The organism is Shinella sp. WSC3-e, from assembly GCF_945994535.1.
Classification (GTDB): domain Bacteria; phylum Pseudomonadota; class Alphaproteobacteria; order Rhizobiales; family Rhizobiaceae; genus Shinella; species Shinella yambaruensis.
This window is the reverse complement of sequence record NZ_OZ000530.1, coordinates 2519693-2539790: the sequence shown is the minus strand read 5'-3', so window position 1 is coordinate 2539790 and position 20098 is coordinate 2519693. Positions and strand designations below refer to the sequence as shown.

The 20098-nt window shown below is 65.4% G+C and carries 19 protein-coding genes; 12 read left to right on the top strand and 7 right to left on the bottom strand.

Translation table 11 applies throughout. The annotated features are described in order from the left end of the window. Nucleotides 1–11: 11 nt before the first annotated feature. From AABF56_RS12535 to AABF56_RS12525, 3 genes are all read right to left on the bottom strand, one after another. Entirely contained in the window at nt 12–941 is a 930-nt protein-coding gene (locus tag AABF56_RS12535) for a sugar ABC transporter substrate-binding protein (RefSeq protein WP_272806158.1), read from the bottom strand. 257 nt (nt 942–1198) lie between these two features. After that, nucleotides 1199–2011, bottom strand: coding sequence for a TIM barrel protein (locus AABF56_RS12530; protein WP_272806157.1), 813 nt, complete (start codon nt 2009–2011; stop codon nt 1199–1201). 164 nt (nt 2012–2175) lie between these two features. Continuing rightward, the gene (locus AABF56_RS12525) at nt 2176–3207 is read right to left on the bottom strand and encodes a LacI family DNA-binding transcriptional regulator (RefSeq protein ID WP_272806156.1); all 1032 of its coding nucleotides are present in this window, start codon (nt 3205–3207) and stop codon (nt 2176–2178) included. Between the two features lie 162 nt (nt 3208–3369). Here AABF56_RS12525 and AABF56_RS12520 point away from each other — a divergent pair, with 162 nt between their 5' ends. From AABF56_RS12520 to AABF56_RS12500, 5 genes are read left to right on the top strand one after another with little or no spacing between them, the layout of a single operon-like run. Then, nucleotides 3370–4455, top strand: coding sequence for a fatty acid desaturase family protein (locus tag AABF56_RS12520; RefSeq protein ID WP_272806155.1), 1086 nt, complete (start codon nt 3370–3372; stop codon nt 4453–4455). A gap of 26 nt (nt 4456–4481) precedes the next feature. After that, complete coding sequence (locus AABF56_RS12515; protein WP_133032655.1) at nt 4482–4796, top strand: MocE family 2Fe-2S type ferredoxin; 315 nt, start codon at nt 4482–4484, stop codon at nt 4794–4796. A gap of 52 nt (nt 4797–4848) precedes the next feature. After that, nucleotides 4849–6072: an NAD(P)/FAD-dependent oxidoreductase gene (locus AABF56_RS12510; protein WP_272806154.1), complete on the top strand. Its 1224-nt coding sequence runs from the start codon at nt 4849–4851 to the stop codon at nt 6070–6072. Between the two features lie 20 nt (nt 6073–6092). After that, a complete protein-coding gene (locus AABF56_RS12505) occupies nt 6093–6887 on the top strand; it encodes a 3-methyl-2-oxobutanoate hydroxymethyltransferase (protein WP_272806153.1) in 795 nt (264 codons plus the stop codon). 60 nt (nt 6888–6947) lie between these two features. Beyond that, nucleotides 6948–7172 (top strand): hypothetical protein, encoded by a 225-nt coding sequence (locus tag AABF56_RS12500; RefSeq protein WP_244767130.1) that lies wholly within the window; start codon nt 6948–6950, stop codon nt 7170–7172. A 30-nt stretch (nt 7173–7202) separates the two neighbouring features. Here AABF56_RS12500 and AABF56_RS12495 read toward each other — a convergent pair whose 3' ends face one another. Then, nucleotides 7203–7706 carry a hypothetical protein gene (locus AABF56_RS12495; RefSeq protein WP_244767129.1) on the bottom strand — a complete coding sequence of 168 codons (504 nt, stop codon included), beginning with the start codon at nt 7704–7706 and terminating at the stop codon, nt 7203–7205. An 11-nt stretch (nt 7707–7717) separates the two neighbouring features. Then, a complete protein-coding gene (locus tag AABF56_RS12490) occupies nt 7718–8725 on the bottom strand; it encodes a LysR family transcriptional regulator (protein ID WP_244767128.1) in 1008 nt (335 codons plus the stop codon). 256 nt (nt 8726–8981) lie between these two features. Here AABF56_RS12490 and chvE point away from each other — a divergent pair, with 256 nt between their 5' ends. The 7 genes from chvE to AABF56_RS12455 all read left to right on the top strand — a co-directional run bounded on the left by chvE (nt 8982) and on the right by AABF56_RS12455 (nt 18218). Beyond that, a complete protein-coding gene (gene chvE, locus AABF56_RS12485; RefSeq protein WP_244767127.1) occupies nt 8982–10055 on the top strand; it encodes a multiple monosaccharide ABC transporter substrate-binding protein in 1074 nt (357 codons plus the stop codon). Nucleotides 10056–10173: 118 nt separating this feature from the next. Further along, on the top strand, nt 10174–11709 hold the full coding sequence (mmsA, locus tag AABF56_RS12480) for a multiple monosaccharide ABC transporter ATP-binding protein (RefSeq protein WP_244767126.1): 1536 nt from the start codon (nt 10174–10176) through the stop codon (nt 11707–11709). Beyond that, nucleotides 11709–12917, top strand: a complete 1209-nt coding sequence (mmsB, locus tag AABF56_RS12475) for a multiple monosaccharide ABC transporter permease (protein WP_272806152.1) — start codon at nt 11709–11711, stop codon at nt 12915–12917. The genes mmsA and mmsB overlap by 1 nt, the downstream gene beginning before the upstream one ends. A gap of 129 nt (nt 12918–13046) precedes the next feature. Beyond that, a complete protein-coding gene (araD1, locus tag AABF56_RS12470) occupies nt 13047–14042 on the top strand; it encodes an AraD1 family protein (protein ID WP_272806151.1) in 996 nt (331 codons plus the stop codon). Between the two features lie 48 nt (nt 14043–14090). Beyond that, nucleotides 14091–15524 carry an aldehyde dehydrogenase family protein gene (locus AABF56_RS12465; RefSeq protein WP_272806150.1) on the top strand — a complete coding sequence of 478 codons (1434 nt, stop codon included), beginning with the start codon at nt 14091–14093 and terminating at the stop codon, nt 15522–15524. A 53-nt stretch (nt 15525–15577) separates the two neighbouring features. Then, nucleotides 15578–17317, top strand: a complete 1740-nt coding sequence (araD, locus tag AABF56_RS12460; RefSeq protein ID WP_272806149.1) for an L-arabinonate dehydratase — start codon at nt 15578–15580, stop codon at nt 17315–17317. Between the two features lie 199 nt (nt 17318–17516). Further along, on the top strand, nt 17517–18218 hold the full coding sequence (locus tag AABF56_RS12455) for a hypothetical protein (protein WP_272806148.1): 702 nt from the start codon (nt 17517–17519) through the stop codon (nt 18216–18218). A gap of 101 nt (nt 18219–18319) precedes the next feature. Here AABF56_RS12455 and AABF56_RS12450 read toward each other — a convergent pair whose 3' ends face one another. Beyond that, nucleotides 18320–19141, bottom strand: a complete 822-nt coding sequence (locus AABF56_RS12450) for a transglutaminase family protein (RefSeq protein WP_272806147.1) — start codon at nt 19139–19141, stop codon at nt 18320–18322. A gap of 12 nt (nt 19142–19153) precedes the next feature. Next, nucleotides 19154–20095, bottom strand: coding sequence for an alpha-E domain-containing protein (locus AABF56_RS12445; protein ID WP_272806146.1), 942 nt, complete (start codon nt 20093–20095; stop codon nt 19154–19156). Nucleotides 20096–20098: the final 3 nt, after the last annotated feature.

Genomic DNA, 20098 nt, shown 5'->3' with positions numbered 1-20098 from the left:
GTGGGAACCGGTCAGTTCTTCGACTGGAAGTCGGCGATGTTGGCCGGGGTCACGAGCTGGAAGGGGATGTACACCTTGGTGTCGATCTGCTCGCCCCTGGCCAGCTTCAGCGCGGCATCGACCGAGCCCTTGCCCTGGCCGGCGGCATCCTGGAACACCGTCACGTCGAGGTCGCCGGCTGCCATGGCGGCAAGCGCATCCTGCGTGGCGTCGATGCCGGCGACGACGACGCTGTCCATCGAGCGGCCGGCGGCCTTCAGCGCCTGGATGGCGCCGATCGCCATCTCGTCATTGTTGGAGATGACGGCGTCGAACTCCAGGCCGGCGGAGAGCCAGTTGGTCATGAGGTCGGAGCCCTGCGTGCGCGACCAGTTGGCGGTCTGCTCCTCGACGATCTCGAGACCCTTGCACTCGTCGGTGGCGATGACGTCCTTGATGTCCTGGGTGCGCACGCGTGCGGCCTGGTTGGAAAGCTCGCCCATCATGACGACGACCTTGCCCTTGCCGTTCAGCAGGCGGCAGACTTCCTTGGTTTCCAGCGTGCCGGATTCCTTTTCGTCGGAAGCCACGAAGGCCTGCTTTTCCGGCAGCTCGTTGACGTTGACCGGCTCGCGGTTGACATAGACCAGCGGAATGCCCGCATCGGCCGCGGCCTTGGAGAGCGCGGCGGTCGCGTCGGTATCGACCGGGTTCACGATGATAGCGCTGACACCCGAGGCGATGAAGTTCTGCACCTGGCTCTGCTGCTTGGCGACGTCGTTCTGGGCGTCCTCGATCTGCAGCTCGACGCCGTCGAGGGTCTTGGCGTAGTCGGACATGCCGTTGCGCAGGACGGTCAGGAAGTTGTCGTCGAACAGCGCCATGGACACGCCGATCGTCTCGGCATGGGCGGCGGTGGACATCATCACGGCAAGCGCCGAGCTCAGAATGAATTTTTTCATGTCGTTCTCCTCCTCAACGTGGCGTCCGGCAGCGCCACTCGATTGTCCGGACAGCTGGCCCTTGCGGGCAGCCGGCCCCTTGCTCCTCCCGGGAGGCAAGAGGCCAAAACAGAATAAACAAACCGCGAATTCCGTATTGCGGAATGTTTATTCCATTTTCTGCTCGGGACGTCAAGCCCGTTCCATTTTTCAGGACCGGGAATCCCGCAAGGCCCTGGGGAAAAGTGCCGGCGGACAGGCCGCCGGTCCCGCCGGCCCTAGATGTTTTCGCGGATGAAGGCGACGCTCTGCGCCACGGCCGCCCTGGGATCGATGACGTCGTGTACGGACGGCGAAAAGGGCTCGAAGGAGAGCGGCCCCGCATAACCGGCAGCAGCCAGGACCTTGATCTGGCTGATGTTTCCGAGCCGGTCCTGCGGGCCGACCAGGACGCGGTGGCCGTCGCGCATGGCGGGAACGGTGACATCGGCATCCTCGACGCCGGAAATATGGACGAGGCCGGTGAGCGCCGCGAAGAGTTCCGGCTCTCCGGCGAGGTGATGGTGGAACGTGTCGTGCACAAGGCGGAATGTCTGTTCCCCGCCCACGGCCTCGATCGCCTCGGCAGCCTCGCGCTTGGAGCGCAGCGAGCAGATCTCGAAGCCGAGCGGCTCGACGAGGCCGGTGATTCCGGCGGCCTCCAGCATCGGCTTCAGGGCCGCCAGCGCCTCGGCAAGGTTGGCCTGCCGCTCGCCGTCGGCCTGGCCGGTGCCGTCGTTCTTCGGCACGAGCACGAGCGCGCGGGCGCCCGCCGCCGCGGCGTAGTCGATGAGCTCCTTCGCCTCGGCAGCGCGGGCGGGCGTCCATTCGTTGAAGCGCTGGAGCGCATTGATCGAGATGATCGTGACGCCGTGGCGGGCGGCGAGCGCCTTCACCTCGGCTGGCGTGGTGCCGTCCAGGATGGCGTTGCTGTCAAGGTCGTTGCGGATCTCGACCTTCGTGATGCCGAGCGAGACGGCGAGGGCGAAGAAGGCGTCGAGGTTCAGCGCGGGCGCCGTCATGTGGTTGAGGGCGAAATCAAGGGGCGGCATGGAATGGAGGTCCTCCGGTCTTCGGGGGCCGCCGACAGGGCGGCCTCGCATGCACGCATGAGGATCGGGAAGCGCTTGACGGGCGTCAAAGCCGAAGGCGCCGGCCACGCCCTCATTGCTGACAGATTCATCGGGCGGATGATGGAAAGCCATCATCCAGCCTGTCAGATGTTCTCGGGAAGGAAGATATCGAAGGGCAGGAACGTCTGCCCGGGCACGGCAGCCTCGCCCTTCTCGATGGCCGTCACCATCAGCGAGACGAGCTCGCGGCAGAGGGCGGGCAGGGGCGTGCTGATCGCCATGGTGACGACGTTGTCCGCAAGGCCGGCCTTCGATTCGGGCGTGAGTTCGTTGACGATGAGCTGGATCTTCCCGCCGTAACCCTCTTCACGGATGGCGGAAATCGCGCCTTCCATGCCGCCGCCGGCGACATAGAGGCCGACGAGATCGGGGTGCTGGGCGAGCAGGTTGGCGGTCGCCTCGTGGGTGATCTCGCTGGTGTCGAGATTGACGAGCGTGTCCAGCACCTCGAAATCCTGGCCCTTCTCGCGGAAGAAGGAGCGGAAGCCCATCTCGCGCAGCTCGTGGCCGTGGAAGCGGTGGCTGCCGACGAAGATCGCCACCTTGCCGGGCCGGCGGGCGCCGCGGGCGATCATCCAGGCCGCCGTGCGGCCGACCTTCATGTTGTTGAGGCCGATATAGCCCTGGCGCACGTCCATGGCGAAGTCGGAGAGCAGGCAGAAGAGGGGAATGCCCCTGTTCCTCAGGTCCTCCACCATGGCGGTCGTCGCCGGATAGTCGGGGGCGACGACGGCGAGGGCCTGGTTGCGGGCGGAGAGCTGCCGCAGCATGTCCGTCATCGCGGCCGGCGTCTGCGCATTGATGAAGTCGACCTGCGGCACGATGCGCGCCGTGGTGCAGGCATTGCAGGCGATCTCGATCTCGCGCGCGAAATTCTGGTAGAAGGCCTGGCTCGGGCGCTGGAAGCTGAAACCCAGCCGGTATTGCGGCAGGTCCTCGAAAACCCGCTGCCGGATGAGCCCGATCGCGTGATAGCCGATCGTATTGGCGGCATCGTAGACCCGCCGCGCCGTTTCCTCGCGCACCTTGTGGCGCCCGTTCAGCACGCGATCGACCGTCGCCACGCTGACGCCGGCGGCTTTCGCCAGATCCGTAATGGTGGGTCGCGATGCCATGGTCACCTCCCTGAAATCTTTCCATCAAAGCGGAATGATAGATAATGATGGAATTTGATGCATTCTATCATGGCAGGATTGAGAGATGCAAGCAGGGGCGGTATCGTTCGTGCATCAGACGAGGCGGTGCCTGCAAGCGCCACCGCAGGGAGGAGACGAGGGATGAAGCCGACGAAGCGGGATTACAGCCTTCTTGGCCGCGATGCCGAGGCCGCCGTGGCCAATGGCCTGGCCGCGGCCGAATGGTATCACACCGAAATCGCCCGCAAGGACATGAAGGCGCTGATGCAGCGCAGCGACGCGCCGGCGATCCGCGACACCGCGATCTGGCTCGGCACCATGCTGGTCACCGGGGCTGCCGGCATCTGGCTGTGGGGCAGCTGGTGGGCGGTGCCGTTCTTCCTCGTCTATGGCGTGCTCTATGGCTCGGCCTCCGACAGCCGCTGGCACGAATGCGGCCACGGCACGGCCTTCAAGACGATGTGGATGAACGACGCCGTCTACCAGATCGCCTGCTTCATGATCATGCGCAACCCGGTGACCTGGCGCTGGAGCCACACGCGCCACCACACGGATACGGTCATCGTCGGCCGCGATCCGGAGATCGCCGTGATGCGTCCGCCGGACCTCGCCCGTCTCGTGCTCAATTTCTTCGGTCTGCTCGATGCCTGGCATGCCGTCATCGACATGCTGCGCAATGCGGCGGGCGTGATGAGCGCGGCGGAAAAGACCTTCATTCCCGCCTCCGAGCAGCCGAAGGCGATCCGCATCGCCCGCATCTGGCTCGCCATCTACGGTGCGACCATCGCCCTCTGTTTCGCGCTCGGCTCGATCCTGCCGGCCATGCTCATCGGCCTGCCGCGGCTCTACGGCGCCTGGCATCACGTTTTGACGGGACTGCTCCAGCACGGCGGCCTTGCCGACAATGTCATCGACCACCGGCTGAACAGCCGCACCGTCTACATGAACCCGGTCAGCCGCTTCATCTACTGGAACATGAACTACCATGTGGAGCACCACATGTTCCCGATGGTGCCCTACCATGCGCTGCCGCGGCTGCATGCGATGATCAAGCATGACCTGCCGGCGCCGAACCCGTCCATGTGGCACGGCTACCGGGAGATGATCCCCGCCTTCCTGCGCCAGCTCCGCAACGAGGACTACTTCCTCAAGCGCGACCTGCCCGCGACGGCGCGGCCCTACAAGGAAGAATTCCACAGCGAGCCGGCCGTCGCGGCCGCCGAATAAACCAGCACATCATCGGAGAAGAGACCATGAGCGACACCTGGATCGAGGTCTGCGCAGCGGACGAGATCGACGAGGAGGATGTCATCCGCTTCGACCATGCGGGCCGCACCTTCGCGATCTATCGCAGCCCGGAAGACACCTATCACGCGACGGACGGGCTCTGCACCCACGAGAAGATCCACCTTGCCGACGGGCTGGTGATGGATCACATCATCGAATGTCCCAAGCATAACGGCCGCTTCGACTACAAGACCGGCGAGGCCAAGGGCGCACCGGTCTGCGTCGACCTCAGGACCTATCCGGTCAAGGTCGAGGGCGGCACGGTCTTCATCGGGCTCTAGCTTTCTTGTTTTCGCGGTTCCGGCTGCCGGAACCGCCCGGGAGGATCACGCCATGGCGGATTTCGTCATCGTCGGCGCCGGCGAATGCGGCGCGCGCGCAGCCTTCGCGCTCAGGGAAAAGGGTTTTAACGGCACGATCACCCTGATCGGCAGCGAAACGCATCTGCCCTATGAGCGTCCGCCGCTCTCCAAGGAGGCGCTGGTCGCCGGGGCCGGCCCGAAACTCGTCGCGGACGCGGAGCGTTATGCCGCCGCCGGTATCGCGGTGCTTTCCGGCCGCACGGTCCTTGAGATCGACCGGGCCGGCCGGCGGGTACGGCTCGGCGACGGCACGGCGCTTCCCTATGACAAATTGCTGCTGGCGACCGGGGCGCGTCCGCGCACGCTGCCGGGCATGGCCTGCGGCGGGCGCATCGCCGCCCTTCGCAGCCATGACGATGCAACGCGCATTCGCGCCCACCTCGTGGAGGGAAGCCACGTCGCCATTCTCGGCGGCGGCTTCATCGGCCTGGAGCTGGCGGCGAGCGCCCGCAAGCTCGGTGCGAGCGTGACGCTCGTCGAGGGCCTGCCGCGCGTCCTCAGCCGCGGCGTGCCGACGGAGATCGCCGCGATCGTCGCCAGCCGCCATGCGGCCGAAGGCGTCGAGGTGCTGTGCGGCGCGAAGGTTGCCGGCATGGAGGAGCGGCCGGGCGAGGTTCGCCTCACGCTGGAGGACGGCCGCGTCGTCTCGGCCAGCCTGCTGGTCGTCGGCATCGGCGCCGTGCCGAACACGGAACTGGCGGAGGCGGCGGGGCTCGCCGTGGACAACGGCATCGCCGTCGACGGCCTGCTGCGCACCTCCGATCCGGATATCCTCGCGGCCGGCGACTGCACGTCCTATCCACTGCCGCTCTACGGCGACCGGCGCGTCCGGCTCGAATCCTGGCGCAATGCGCAGGAGCAGGGCCAGCTTGCGGCGGCCAACATGCTCGGCGGCGCCGAGGTGCATTGTGCCGTGCCGTGGTTCTGGTCGGATCAGTACGACATGACGCTGCAGATCGCGGGGCTGGCCGACGGCGCGGCGACGACCGTGCGGCGTGACCTCGGCGACGGCGCCTTCCTCCTCTTCCATCTCGATGCCGAGGGCCGGCTGATCGCGGCAAGCGGCATCGGCAAGGGCAATGCGGTCGCCCGCGACATCCGCCTTGCGGAAATGCTGATCGCCGCCCGCCGGCATCCCGATCCGGCCGCGCTCGCCGCGCCGGAAACCAAACTGAAGACATTGCTTGCCGCCTGAAGGGCGGTCCGGAGGACAGGATGAAGACCAAAAGACCAACCGTTGCCGACCTCAAGGCGATGAAGGGCAAGCGGCAGCTCACCATGCTGCGCGTCGTGACGCTGGAGGAGGCGGAGGCCGCCGAGAAGGCGGGCATCGACCTCGTCTCCGTGCCGCCGGCGCTGCTGGGGCCGGCCTTCCGCGAGGCCGCGCCCACGGTCTTTGCCTTTCCGGGACTGGAATACGGCGATTTCGTCACGGCGGACGACTATCTGCGCGGCGCCTTCCAGGCGATGAAGGCGGGGGGCGATGCCGTCTATTGCGCCGCCGGGCTTTCCACCGTCCGGCGCCTGCGCGAGGAGGGCATCCCGGTCTGCGGCCATGTCGGGCTCATCCCCTCCAAGGCCACCTGGACCGGCGGTTTCCGCGCCGTCGGCAAGACGGCCGAGAGCGCGATGGAGATCTTTCGGCAGGTGAAGGCGCTGGAGGAGGCAGGCGCCTTCGCGGCCGAGATCGAGGTGGTGCCCGGCGAGATCGCCGCGGCGATCAGCGCGAGGACGGGGCTCGTCATGCTCTCCATGGGCGCGGGCACGGGCTGCGATGCGCAATATCTCTTCGCCGAGGACGTGCTCGGCCAGAACCGCGGGCACTATCCGCGCCATGTGAAGGTCTACCGCAACTTCGCCGCCGAATACGACCGGCTGCAGCAGGAGCGCATCGCCGCCTTCCGCGAATATGCCGACGACGTGCGCTCGGGCGCCTATCCCGAAAAGGGTCACCTCGTCGGCATCGCGCCGGCCGAGCTTGCGGCGTTCCTGGACCGGGTCGATGCTTGAAAGCCGTTCCCTCGCGCGGGAAAACCGCCTATGTAGGCGCTGAAGCGTGAGGAGACGTTCATGAAATTCATCGATCCCGATCATCCGTTCTACCGTCCGCTCTGGCGGCGGCTGCTTTTGGTCGGGGTCTGCGCTGCCTGGACGGCGGTGGAATTCTACAATGGCGAGCAGACCTGGGGCACGATCTTCCTCGTCGTCTCGGCCTATGCCTTCGCGCAGCTCATCCTCTTCTTCAAGCCCTCCGATCCGGCCGCAAAGCCGCCGGAGCAGGAGCCGAAGGGCTAAGGCGCATCGCGATGGTTTTCGCGACAGGGCTCAGCGCGACAGGCCGAGGCTCCTTTCGACATTGATCCGCCGGATCGTCTCGTCGATCAGCATGTTGGCGATCTTCATGCGCAGGGTCGCATTGGCACGCAGTTCCTCCGGCGCGCGGTCGGGGTGGTTTTCCCGGGCAAAGCCACGCCTACGGGCGAGTAGCTCGTCCACGCTCTCCCTGCCGTCAAGGCCAAGGTCGCTGGCCACCTCCTCCGGCGCGATGCGCAGGAGATGCGGCGGGGGCGGAGGCGGCTCGGCGGGCGCCGGTTGCTCCGGCTCGACCGGGGCGGGCTCCTCGTAGAGATCGAGATAGGCGGCGGCGGCCTGGGAGCCGGAGACGAAGGCGCCGCCCGTGCCGAGGCCGGCGAAGCCGGAGGGCAGGCCGCGCACCTCGGCCTGGACGTCGTCGTCGGGGGCTTCGTCCTCCGCCTCTTCCCCGGCGGCCTGGCGCGCCTCGGCCTTCAGCCGTTCCAGCACGGATTCGAACACGGTCATGCCGAACATGAAAGGCCTCCTCAGTCCGGCGCCAGCATCCGGCTGCGTTGCAGGATCAGATCATAGAGCAGTTTGGCGCTCGGCGGCAGTGCCCTGCCTTTGACGGAGATAAGGCTGTACGGCTTGATGTCGATCTCGAAATCGGTGTTGAGGATGCTGATTTCGCCCGCCTGCGCGCCGACATCGGCGATGAAGACGGCCATGTCGCGGGCGACGGGGGCGATCGCGTTCGAGCCGCAGACGATGGCGGTCGTCAGCAGGATGGACGAGGTGTTGACCACGGTGGACGGCAGCGGCACGCCGGCGGCGAGGAACAGCTCCTCGATGCGCCGGCGCAAAAGCGTGCCGGCCGGCTGGAAGACCCAGTCGTAGTGCGGCAGGTCGGCAAGGCTGGCGACGGGCTTTTCGAGCAGCGGATGGCCCTTGCGCACGATGAGGCAGGCCTTTTCGATGCCGATTTCGGTGACGTTGAAGAGCCGCGGATTGAGATCGTCGGGCACGCGGGCGATGATGAAGTCCTGCCGCGCCGCCAGCAGCTCGCGCGCGAGCACGTTGCTCGTCTCCACGCGCACGTTCACCTCGATGCCGGGATAGGCGGCGCTGACCTGCTGGATCGCCGGCACGGCGAGGCTGATCGCCGGCGCGGTCACCGAGCCGAGGAAAACCGAGCCGCCGGTGCCGGATTTCAGGGCGGACAGCTCGCGGTCGACTTCGCGCAGCTCCAGAAGAATGGTGCGCGCGCGCCGCGCGAAAGCCCTGCCGAAGGCGGTGAGCGCCACGCCGCGCGAGACGCGCTCGCACAGCTGCGCCTTGAGGATGGTCTCCATTTCCGTCAGCATGCGGGAGGCTGCGGGCTGCGAGATGTTCAGCGCATCGGCTGCCGCGCTGACCTGCCTGTGCTCCTCGATGGCGACGATCATGCGCAGATGGCTGAGCTTCAGGCCGCTGCGCAGGAGGCCGACGCTCTGGAGATCGCTACCGCCCTCGCCGGGGAAGAGCTGTTCGTCGACGTCATCGTCCAAACGCATCGTTACCTCGATCGATAAAAATAGTATATATCCGATACTATATACCAATTTTGATATCGAATTAGAAGCTCATTGCATTTGACAGTTATGGCAATTCGGTGGACGTTGCGCCAATGTGCGCTGGGGTCCTTGGGAGTGGGGACCGGCGGGCTTCCTGCCCTCCAGTCCAGGCCGTCGTCTGAATGCGACCCCGCCCGTGCACAGAACAATGCCTGGCTGCAATTTCGGCCAGTGCGCACCAGGGAGAGACCTTTCAATGAAAATGATCACTTCGCTTCTCGCCGCCGCTGCCATCAGCGTCGCGTCGTTCGTGGCGCCGTCCTTCGCCCAGGACAAGGGCATGGTCGGCATTTCCATGCCCACCAAGACCTCGACCCGCTGGATTTCCGACGGCGAGACGATGGAAAAGCTTTTCAAGGAAGCCGGTTACACGCCGGACCTGCAGTTCGCTGACGACGATATCCCGAACCAGCTCGCCCAGATCGAGAACATGGTCACCAAGGGCGCCAAGGTGCTCGTGATCGGCGCCATCGACGGCACGACGCTGTCCGACATCCTCCAGAAGTCGGCCGATGCCGGCGTGAAGGTCATCGCCTACGACCGTCTGATCCGCGATTCGGGCAATGTCGACTACTACGCCACCTTCGACAATTTCCAGGTCGGCGTCCTCCAGGCCACCAGCCTCGTCGACGGCCTGAAGGCGAAGTTCCCGGATACCAAGCCGTGGAACGTCGAGCTTTTCGGCGGTTCGCCGGACGACAACAATGCCTTCTTCTTCTATGACGGCGCGATGTCGGTTCTCCAGCCGCTGATCGACAGCGGCGACATCGTCATCAAGTCGGGCCAGACCGGCATGGAAACCGTCGGCACGCTGCGCTGGGACGGCGCGGTCGCGCAGGCCCGCATGGAGAACCTGCTCTCCTCGACCTACACCGACGGCCGCGTCGATGGCGTGCTCTCGCCCTATGACGGTCTGTCCATCGGCATCCTGTCGGCCCTGAAGGGTGTCGGCTACGGCTCGGGCGACCAGCCGATGGCCGTCGTTACCGGCCAGGACGCCGAGCTGCCTTCCGTCAAGTCGATCCTCGCCGACGAGCAGTATTCGACGGTCTTCAAGGACACGCGCGAACTCGCCAAGGTCACGGTCGGCATGGTCAACGCGATCCTCGACGGCAAGGAGCCGGAAGTGAACGACACCAAGACCTATGACAACGGCGTCAAGGTCGTTCCGTCCTACCTCTTGAAGCCCGTCGCCGTCGACAAGTCCAACGCGGAACAGATCCTCGTCACGGACTCGGGCTACTACACGGCCGATCAGATCAAGAACTGATCGTTTCTTCCCACTCCGGGTTCGCGCCGACCAGCGCGAACCCTCTTTTCTCCGGATCGCAGAGCGAATAGGCTCGCTTTCCCCTCGATGGGGTTGGCCGGCCGCTGGAAACTGGTACATGAGCAAGACCCTTCTCGAAATGCGCGGCATCACGAAGACGTTTCCGGGCGTGAAGGCCCTCGACAACGTCAACCTGAAGGTCCGCGAAGGCGAGATCCACGCCCTTGTCGGCGAGAACGGCGCCGGCAAATCCACCCTCATGAAGGTGCTGAGCGGCGTCTATCCGGCCGGCTCCTACGAGGGCGACATCCATTTCGACGGCGAGGTCCGCCGCTTCTCCACGATCTCCGACAGCGAGCATCTGGGCATCATCATCATCCACCAGGAGCTGGCGCTGGTGCCGCTGCTGTCGATCGCGGAAAACATCTTCCTCGGCAACGAGGTGGCGACGAACGGCGTGATCGACTGGAAGCTCGCCTTCCGCCGCACGCAGGAACTGCTCGACAAGGTCGGCCTCAGGGAGCCGCCGGGCACGCTGATCACCGATATCGGCGTCGGCAAGCAGCAGCTCGTCGAGATCGCCAAGGCGCTCTCCAAGAAGGTGCGCCTGCTCATCCTCGACGAGCCGACCGCCTCGCTGAACGAGAAGGACTCCGACGCGCTTTTGAAGCTGCTCATGGAGTTCCGCAGCCAGGGCATGACCTCGATCATCATCTCGCACAAGCTGAACGAGATCAAAAAGGTCGCCGACCAGATCACCATCCTGCGCGACGGCGGCACGGTCGAGACGCTGGACTGTCATCACGAGGACATTTCCGAGGACCGCATCATCAAGGGCATGGTCGGCCGCGAGATGGAGGACCGCTATCCCCCGCGCGAGCCGAAGATCGGCGAGACGCTGCTCGAGGTGAAGAACTGGAACGTCTTCCACCAGCACCATCGCGACCGGCAGTTCCTGCACGACGTCAGCTTCGCCGTGCGCGCCGGCGAGGTGGTCGGCATCGCCGGCCTGATGGGGGCGGGGCGCACTGAAACGGCGATGAGCCTCTTCGGCAGGAGCTGGGGGCACAAGATCACCGGCGACGTCTTCATGCGCGGCAAGCCGGTGGATGTGAGCACGATCCCGAAGGCGATCGAGGCCGGCCTTGCCTATGTGACCGAGGACCGCAAGCAGCTCGGCCTCGTGCTGATCGACAACATCATGCACAACACGACGCTCGCCAATCTCGGCGGCGTTTCGAAGGCGACGGTCATCGACAACCGGCAGGAGGCCAAGGTCGCCTCCGGCTATCGCCAGAAGCTGCGCATCCGCTCGCACTCGATCTATCAGGAAGCGGTCAATCTTTCGGGCGGCAACCAGCAGAAGGTCGTGCTGTCGAAATGGCTCTTCACCAATCCCGAGGTTCTGATCCTCGATGAACCCACGCGCGGCATCGATGTCGGCGCCAAGTTCGAAATCTATACCATCATCAACCAGCTTGCCGCCGAGGGCAAGGGCATCCTGATGATCTCGTCGGAGATGCCGGAACTGCTCGGGACCTGCGATCGCATCTATGTCATGAACGAAGGACGCATCGTGGCCGAGCTTTCCAAGGCGGAAGCAAGCCAGGAATCCATCATGCGCGCCATCATGCGCTCCGGGGAGAAACACTGATGTCCACCGATACCGCGACCAAGACGACCCAGCCTTCGGTGGGAGACTACCTGCGCCGGAACATCCGCGAATACGGCCTGCTCGTCGCGCTCGTCGTGATCATGATCTTCTTCCAGGTCATTACCCAGGGCGTGCTCTTCCGCCCGGTCAACATCACCAATCTGGTGCTGCAGAACTCGTTCATCGTCATCATGGCGCTGGGCATGCTGCTGATCATCGTGGCGGGGCATATCGACCTCTCGGTCGGCTCGATCGTCGCCTTCATCGGCGCGATCTCGGCGATCATGCTGGTGAAATGGGGGATGCCGGCGATCATCGTCGTGCCGCTCTGCATCTTCGTCGGGGCGCTGATGGGCGCGGCGCAGGGCTATTGGGTCGCCTACCAGAAGATCCCGTCCTTCATCGTCACGCTCGCCGGCATGCTCGTCTTCCGCGGCATGACCTATGTCGTGCTCGGCGGCCGCCCGGTCGGCCCGTTCCCGAAGGAGTTCCAGATCCTCTCCACAGGCTTCGTGCCGGATTTCCTGTCGCTCACCGACCCGGCGACGAGCCTCATCAAGAACTATTTCGCGCTCCTCGTCGTCATCCTGCTGGTCGGCTATGCCATCTATGCCGGGCTTCGCGAGCGCCGCATGAACGCGCTGCACGAGACGGAGAACGAGCCCTTCGCCTTCTTCGCCGTGCAGATGGCGGTCATCAGCGCGGTGGCGATCTTCCTCGGCTTCCAGCTCTCCACCTATCGCGGCCTGCCGAACGTTCTCGTCGTCATGGGCCTGCTCATCGCGCTCTACACCTTCGTGACGACCCGCACGACAATCGGCCGGCGCATCTATGCCATGGGCGGCAACGAGAAGGCGGCGAAGCTCTCGGGCATCAACACCGAGCGGCTGACCTTCTACACCTTCGTCAATATGGGGGCGCTCGCCGCGCTCGCCGGCATGATCATCGCCGCCCGCCTCAATTCGGCGACGCCGAAGGCCGGCGTCGGCTTCGAGCTCGACGTCATCGCGGCCTGCTTCATCGGCGGTGCCTCAGCCTCGGGCGGCGTCGGCAAGATCACCGGCGCGGTCATCGGCGCCTTCATCATGGGCGTCATGAACAACGGCATGTCGATCATGGGCATCGGCATCGACTACCAGCAGCTCATCAAGGGCCTGGTGCTGCTCGCCGCCGTGTTCTTCGACGTCTACAACAAGAACAAGGGCTGACCGGGGAACACCGGTCCGCCCAAGGATTGCAAACGTGTTTGACCGGCTGCGGATGCGGCCAGTGCGGTGACGTCTGTCCCCGCAGGTGCGGAGCTTTGGCCAGGTCCAGGCTTCAGGAAGGAAACGAAAATGCTGATGTCACAGGTCGCAAATGCCGACGGCTCGATCACGGTGGTCGTGCGCGAGGATGGGGGCGAGGGCCGCGCGGTGAAGGGGGCGGACAGCGTCTACGCGCTCGCCATGGAAGCCGCCAACAGCGGGCAGTCCCTGAAGGCCGTCATCGACGCGAAGGGCCTCGGCGAGGTCGTCGATCTGGAAGCGGCCTATGCCGCGGGCCGGCTGCTTTCGCCGATCACCCATCCGGACGCCGCCCATCTCCACCTGACCGGCACGGGCCTCACCCATCTCGGCTCCGCGGCCACGCGCGATTCCATGCACAAGAAGACGACGGAGGCGGCCGAGGAGACCCTGACCGATTCCATGAAGATGTTCCGCATGGGCCTTGAAAACGGCAAGCCGAAGCCCGGCGAGAAGGGCGTGCAGCCGGAATGGTTCTACAAGGGCAACGGCACGCAGGCGGTGGCGCCGGGCAGCCCGCTTACCTCGCCCTCCTTTGCGCTCGATGGCGGCGAAGAGCCGGAAATGGCCGGTATCTATGTCATCGCCGCCGACGGCGCGCCCTTCCGCATCGGCTTTGCCGTGTCGAACGAATTCTCCGATCATGTGACGGAGCGCATCAACTATCTCTACCTCGCCCATTCGAAGCTCCGCCAGGCGAGCTTCGGACCGGAGATCCGCGTCGGCGCCGCGCCGGACGATATCCGCGGTTTCTCGCGCATTGTCCGCGGCGGTAAGGTTCTGTGGGAAAAGCCCTTCGTCTCCGGCGAGGCGAACATGTCCCACACCTTCGCCAACCTCGAATACCACCATTTCAAATACGGCCTGTTCCGTGCCCCGGGTGATATCCATGTTCATATGTTCGGCACGGCGACGCTCTCCTTCGGCGACGGTATCCGCACCGAGGCGGGGGATGTGTTCGAGATCGGGGCCGACGGTTTCGGCCTGCCGCTGCGCAATCCCTTGGCGATTGCCCGGGAAGAAGAGATCGAAATCCGCCAGTTGTAAGGGATGTGCCGCCTTCGTGCGGGACGGGACAGACAGGAGGCCTTGCCCATGACGCTCCACCAGAACCTGATTGCCGGCGAATGGGTCGGCACGGAGGCGATCCGGAACATCAACCCGTCGAACACGGACGACGTGGTGGGCGAATATGCCCGCGCCTCCGCCGAGGACACCAGGGCGGCGATCGGAGCGGCGAAGGCCGCGTTTCCGGCCTGGTCGCGCTCCGGCATCCTGGAGCGCCATGCGATCCTCAGGAAGACCGCCGACGAGATTTTGGCCCGCAAGGACGAGCTCGGCCGGCTGCTCTCGCGCGAGGAGGGCAAGACGCTGGCCGAGGGGATCGGCGAGACGGTGCGCGCCGGCCAGATCTTCGATTTCTTCGCGGGCGAAACCTTGCGCCTTGCCGGCGAGACGCTGCCCTCGGTGCGGCCGAATATCGGCGTCGAGATCACCCGCGAGCCGGTCGGCGTTGTCGGCATCATCACGCCGTGGAACTTCCCGATCGCCATCCCGGCCTGGAAGATCGCGCCGGCGCTCGCCTATGGCAACACGGTTGTCTTCAAGCCCGCCGAACTTGTGCCCGGCTGTTCCTGGGCCATCGTCGACATCCTCGTGCGTGCCGGCCTGCCGAAGGGCGTCCTCAACCTCGTCATGGGCAAGGGCTCCGTCGTCGGCCAGACCATGCTCGACAGTCCCGACGTCAACGCCATCACCTTCACGGGGTCCACCGGCACCGGAAAACGCGTCGCGCTCGCCTCCGTCGAGCATAACCGCAAGTACCAGCTGGAGATGGGCGGCAAGAATCCGTTCGTCGTGCTCGATGACGCGGACCTTTCCGTTGCCGTGGAAGCCGCCGTCAACTCGGCCTTCTTCTCCACCGGCCAGCGCTGCACCGCCTCCTCGCGCGTCATCGTGACGGAAGGCATCCACGACAGATTCGTGGCCGCCGTCGGCGAGCGGCTGAAGGGTGTCGTCGTCGACGATGCCCTGAAGGCCGGCACGCATATCGGTCCGGTCGTCGACGAGAACCAGCTGAAGCAGGACACGGACTATATCGAGATCGGCAAACAGGAAGGCGCGAAGCTCGCCTTCGGCGGTGAGCTCCTGAAGCGCGACACGCCCGGCTTCTATCTCCAGCCGGCGCTCTTCACCGAGGCGACGAACGACATGCGCATTTCGCGCGAGGAGATCTTCGGCCCGGTCGCCGCGGTCATCCGCGTCAAGGACTATGAGGAAGCGCTCGCCGTCGCCAACGACACGCCTTTCGGCCTGTCCTCCGGCATCGCCACGACCAGCCTCAAGCATGCGACGCATTTCAAGTGCAATGCGGAGGCCGGCATGGTCATGGTCAACCTGCCGACGGCGGGCGTCGATTTCCACGTGCCCTTCGGCGGGCGCAAGGGCTCGTCCCACGGCCCGCGCGAGCAGGGCCGCTATGCCAGCGAATTCTACACAACCGTCAAGACCGCCTACACCCTGGCGTGAGACAAAGGCCGGCCGGTGCCCTGTGCCGGACGGCCCCTTCAAGGACTGGAAAGATGAAGAAGAAAGCCGAATGGCCGCGCAGGCTGAGATCGCAGGAATGGTACGGCGGCACCAGCCGCGACGTGATCTACCATCGCGGCTGGATGAAGAACCAGGGCTACCCGCACGACCTGTTCGACGGGCGCCCCGTCATCGGCATCCTCAACACCTGGTCGGACATGACGCCGTGCAACGGCCACCTGCGCGAGCTCGCCGAGAAGGTGAAGGCCGGCGTCTGGGAGGCGGGCGGCTTCCCGCTCGAAGTGCCGGTGTTCTCGGCCTCTGAAAACACCTTCCGCCCCACGGCGATGATGTACCGCAACCTCGCCGCGCTCGCGGTGGAGGAGGCGATCCGCGGCCAGCCGATGGATGGCTGCGTGCTGATGGTCGGCTGCGACAAGACCACGCCGTCGCTCCTGATGGGCGCGGCCTCGGTGGACCTGCCGTCGATCGTCGTCACCGGCGGTCCCATGCTGAACGGTTATTTCCGCGGCGAGCGCGTCGGCTCGGGCACGCATCTGTGGAAATTCTCCGAGATGGTGAAGGCCGGCGAGATGACGCAGGCCGAGTTCCTCGAGGCCGAGGCGTCGATGAGCCGTTCGTCCGGCACCTGCAACACGATGGGCACGGCCTCCACCATGGCCTCGATGGCCGAGGCGCTGGGCATGGCACTGTCCGGCAATGCCGCCATCCCGGCGGTCGATTCGCGTCGCAGGGTGATGGCGCAGCTTACCGGCCGGCGCATCGTCCAGATGGTCAAGGACGACCTGAAGCCATCGGACGTCCTGACGAAGGACGCCTTCGAGAACGCCATCCGCACCAATGCGGCCATCGGCGGCTCGACCAATGCGGTGATCCATCTGCTCGCCATCGCCGGCCGGGTCGGCGTCGACCTGACGCTGGACGACTGGGACCGCTGCGGCCGCGATGTGCCGACCGTCGTCAACCTGATGCCCTCTGGCAAGTACCTGATGGAGGAGTTCTTCTATGCCGGCGGCCTGCCGGTGGTGCTGAAGCGCCTCGGCGAGGCCGGCCTTCTGCACAAGGACGCGCTGACGGTATCGGGCGAGACGATGTGGGACGAGGTCAAGGACGTCGTCAACTGGAACGAGGACGTGATCCTGCCGGCGGAGAAGGCGCTGACGCAATCGGGCGGCATCGTCGTGCTGCGCGGCAATCTCGCGCCGAAGGGGGCGGTGCTGAAACCCTCGGCCGCCTCGCCGCATCTTCTGACGCACCGGGGCAGGGCGGTCGTGTTCGAGGACATCGACGACTACAAGGCCAAGATCAACGATGACGCTCTCGACATTGACGAGACCTGCGTCATGGTCATGAAGAACTGTGGGCCGAAGGGCTATCCGGGCATGGCCGAGGTAGGCAATATGGGCCTGCCGCCGAAAGTGCTGAAAAAGGGCATCACCGACATGGTGCGCATCTCCGACGCGCGCATGTCGGGCACGGCCTATGGCACCGTCGTCCTGCACACCTCGCCGGAAGCGGCCGTCGGCGGGCCGCTTGCGGTCGTCAGAAACGGCGACATGATCGAGCTCGACGTGCCGAACCGGCGCCTGCATCTCGACATTCCCGAGGAGGAACTGGCGCGCCGGCTCGCCGCATGGACGCCGAACCACGACCTGCCCACCTCCGGTTATGCCTGGCTGCACCAGCAGCACGTCCAGGGTGCCGATACCGGCGCCGACCTCGATTTCCTCAAGGGCTGCCGCGGCAGCGCGGTCGGCAAGGACAGCCATTGAGTTTTTTCGGGCGCGGTCCTCGGATCGCGCCCTCTTTGTTTCATTTCGGCACGCCTGGGCGTGTTTTCCCGCCTGTCGCAAGGTTTCCTTTCCCTTTGCACCGCGTCGGTTGCATCCGTGCGGAACTGCCCGCGGTCATTCGACCTTCGTTTCGCAAGGCCGGTCCACTCCCGGGCCGGTCACGGAAAGGGAGGTTCCCATGTCTGGAACGTCAAATCGCAAATCGCTTCTCCGCCTCTCGGCCGGTGTGCTGGTCGCGGCGGTTCTTGCCCTGCCGGCGCAGGCGGCCGATCGCGGCAAGCGGGATGGCCTCGGGCTCGGCGTCGGTGTCAGCGTCGGCGGCATAAAGGCCGGTGCTGATGCCCGGGTCGGAGGCAGCAGGGGGCTCGTCGACGCGGATGTCCGGGCGCGGGCCGGCGGCCGGGACGGCCTCAAGGCCGACGCCAAGGCGAATGTCGGCGGCAGCCGGGGGCTTGCCGATGCAGATGTGAAAGCGGGCCTTGGCGGGCGGGACGGCGTGAATGCGCGTGCCAAAGCCAATGTCGGCGGCTCGGACAGCCTTGCCGATGCGGATATCCGGGCAACGGTCGGCGGGCGTGACGGTCTTGCGGCCGGGGTCGGTGCGACGGTGGGCGGGCGCGGCCTCGTCGATGCGGATGTCGATGTCAGCCTCGGCGACGACGACGTGTTCACCCGGCCGGATCGCCGCGACCCGCGCACGCCCGGTGACGACGACCGGTGGCGCACCGATCCGGATGACCGCACCGTCGTGCGCGAATTCTCGCGGCTTTCCGGCGGCGAGCGTATACAGCTCATCAAGCGCTGCCGCGGCGTCACCAGCGATGGTTACGATGCGGCGCTGGTGAAACTCTGCCGCCTGCTCGAAACGGCAGCGCGTTAAAGCATCGGCACAGGCCCTTAAAGCGATTTCGATTTAAGGGCCTGTGAATCGATTCAGGAGTTTACGGTACGTTTTGCGCATCCTGATTCAAGTCCGGCCGGTCAGCTCTGGCTCTGCGACTGGCTCTGTCCGGCGGGCGCCACCGTGATGGCGACGCTCATCGTTTCGGCCGAGTGCCCGAGCACCATGCCGGAAACGGGAGCGGCGTCCTTGTAGTCGAGGCCGGTCGACAGGCGCACATAGCGTGCATCCGGGCAGATCTTGTTGGCCGCGTCGAAGCCGACCCAGCCGAGCCCCTGAAGGTGCACCTCCGCCCAGGCATGGCTTGCTGTCTGCTCGGGCGTTTCCATCAGCAGGTAGCCCGAGACATAGCGGGCCGGCAGGCCGAGATGGCGCGCGGCGGAAAGGAAGACATGGGCGTGGTCCTGGCAGACGCCCTGCTTCTTTTCCAGGGCCTGCTCGGCCGTGGTGTCGGAGGCGGTTTCTCCCGGCTTGTAGGCGACGGTCTCGTGGATGGCGGCCATCAGCGCGTGCATGTGCGCGAGCTCATTCTCGCCGCTGGCAGATTTGGCAAGGTCGCGGACCAGCTTGCCGGGCCTGGTCAGCGGCGTTTCGCGCAGATAGAGCCAGAGCGGCACGAAGCCCTGGTGCGGGCCGAAGACGCCGGCGCGGTCTTCCGTCTCCACCTCGCCTTCCGCGACGATGCGGATCGCCACCTGCTCGGCATTGGTGCTGACGAGATCGACATGATTGCCGAAGTGATCGGTATAGCCGGCCTCCAGCCGCGCGCCGTGCACGGTGGTCGCCCACGTGCGCACGATCTGGCCCGGCTGCGTCTTCGGCGTCAGGCGAAGCCGCTGCAGGGAATACTGCACCGGATCTTCATAGTGATATTCGGTCGTGTGGCTGATCTTCAGTCGCATCGCTCGCCAGCCCTATCGATAGAAGCGGTAGCCTTCGGAGATTTCCTCTCCGAGGCGGTTGTTGTGCACGATGAACTCTTCGATGAACTCATGGAGCCCCTGTTCCATGATGTCGTCGATGGTGCGGCTTCTCAGCAGCATCAGCGTGGCGGAGGCCGTTTCGTGCGCCGCGTGGTTGTCGCCGTAGAGCTTTGCGAGATAGCCGAGATTGCTGACGATCTTGTCGTAGCTGTAGGCGAGCGAGCGCGGCATGCGGTCGTTGAGGATCAGGAAGTCGGAAATGTTGGTCGAGGAATAGTCGCCGTCATAGACCCAGCTGTAGGAGCGGTGTGCGGAGACCGAGCGCAGGATCGATTCCCATTGCATGTTGTCGAGCGAGGAGCCGACCTTCGCGATCGCCGGCAGGAGCACATAATATTTGACGTCGAGGATACGCGCGGTGTTGTCCGCCCGCTCGATGAAGGTGCCGATGCGCGAGAAGTTGTAGATGTCGTCGCGCAGCATGGTGCCGTGGAAGGCGCCGCGGATGAGGCCGGTGCGCCGCTTGATCGTGTCGATCACCTCGGGCATTTCCGCCGCGCGGATGCGCTTGGCGAGCATGTCCTTGAACTCGATCCAGCACTCGTTCGTCGCTTCCCAGGTTTCCCGCGTCAGCGCGGTGCGGACCATACGCGCATTGTTGCGGGCCGATTCGACGCAGGACATCACGCTCGACGGGTTGGAGCGGTCGCGCAGCAGGTAGTCGATCGCGTCGGTGCTGGTGAGCTTGCCGTGTGCCGCGTCGAAGTCCTCGCGCACGCCGGCGCTTTGCAGCACGCCGTCCCAGTCCTCGTCGGAGGAGCCGGTGCGCGTAAGCGCCATGCGCAGGCCCGCATCGATGAGGCGGGCGATGTTCTCGCCCCGCTCGATATAGCGGAACATCCAGTAGAGGCCGTTTGCAGTTCGTCCCAGCATCGG

What these genes read in the sequence shown, in the direction of transcription:
- AABF56_RS12535 (WP_272806158.1), bottom strand. Translation starts at nt 941, where the DNA reads ATGAAAAAATTCATTCTGAGCTCGGCGCTTGCCGTGATGATGTCCACC.
- AABF56_RS12530 (WP_272806157.1), bottom strand. Translation starts at nt 2,011, where the DNA reads ATGCCGCCCCTTGATTTCGCCCTCAACCACATGACGGCGCCCGCGCTG.
- AABF56_RS12525 (WP_272806156.1), bottom strand. Translation starts at nt 3,207, where the DNA reads ATGGCATCGCGACCCACCATTACGGATCTGGCGAAAGCCGCCGGCGTC.
- AABF56_RS12520 (WP_272806155.1), top strand. Translation starts at nt 3,370, where the DNA reads ATGAAGCCGACGAAGCGGGATTACAGCCTTCTTGGCCGCGATGCCGAG.
- AABF56_RS12515 (WP_133032655.1), top strand. Translation starts at nt 4,482, where the DNA reads ATGAGCGACACCTGGATCGAGGTCTGCGCAGCGGACGAGATCGACGAG.
- AABF56_RS12510 (WP_272806154.1), top strand. Translation starts at nt 4,849, where the DNA reads ATGGCGGATTTCGTCATCGTCGGCGCCGGCGAATGCGGCGCGCGCGCA.
- AABF56_RS12505 (WP_272806153.1), top strand. Translation starts at nt 6,093, where the DNA reads ATGAAGACCAAAAGACCAACCGTTGCCGACCTCAAGGCGATGAAGGGC.
- AABF56_RS12500 (WP_244767130.1), top strand. Translation starts at nt 6,948, where the DNA reads ATGAAATTCATCGATCCCGATCATCCGTTCTACCGTCCGCTCTGGCGG.
- AABF56_RS12495 (WP_244767129.1), bottom strand. Translation starts at nt 7,706, where the DNA reads ATGTTCGGCATGACCGTGTTCGAATCCGTGCTGGAACGGCTGAAGGCC.
- AABF56_RS12490 (WP_244767128.1), bottom strand. Translation starts at nt 8,725, where the DNA reads ATGCGTTTGGACGATGACGTCGACGAACAGCTCTTCCCCGGCGAGGGC.
- chvE (WP_244767127.1), top strand. Translation starts at nt 8,982, where the DNA reads ATGAAAATGATCACTTCGCTTCTCGCCGCCGCTGCCATCAGCGTCGCG.
- mmsA (WP_244767126.1), top strand. Translation starts at nt 10,174, where the DNA reads ATGAGCAAGACCCTTCTCGAAATGCGCGGCATCACGAAGACGTTTCCG.
- mmsB (WP_272806152.1), top strand. Translation starts at nt 11,709, where the DNA reads ATGTCCACCGATACCGCGACCAAGACGACCCAGCCTTCGGTGGGAGAC.
- araD1 (WP_272806151.1), top strand. Translation starts at nt 13,047, where the DNA reads ATGCTGATGTCACAGGTCGCAAATGCCGACGGCTCGATCACGGTGGTC.
- AABF56_RS12465 (WP_272806150.1), top strand. Translation starts at nt 14,091, where the DNA reads ATGACGCTCCACCAGAACCTGATTGCCGGCGAATGGGTCGGCACGGAG.
- araD (WP_272806149.1), top strand. Translation starts at nt 15,578, where the DNA reads ATGAAGAAGAAAGCCGAATGGCCGCGCAGGCTGAGATCGCAGGAATGG.
- AABF56_RS12455 (WP_272806148.1), top strand. Translation starts at nt 17,517, where the DNA reads ATGTCTGGAACGTCAAATCGCAAATCGCTTCTCCGCCTCTCGGCCGGT.
- AABF56_RS12450 (WP_272806147.1), bottom strand. Translation starts at nt 19,141, where the DNA reads ATGCGACTGAAGATCAGCCACACGACCGAATATCACTATGAAGATCCG.
- AABF56_RS12445 (WP_272806146.1), bottom strand. Translation starts at nt 20,095, where the DNA reads ATGCTGGGACGAACTGCAAACGGCCTCTACTGGATGTTCCGCTATATC.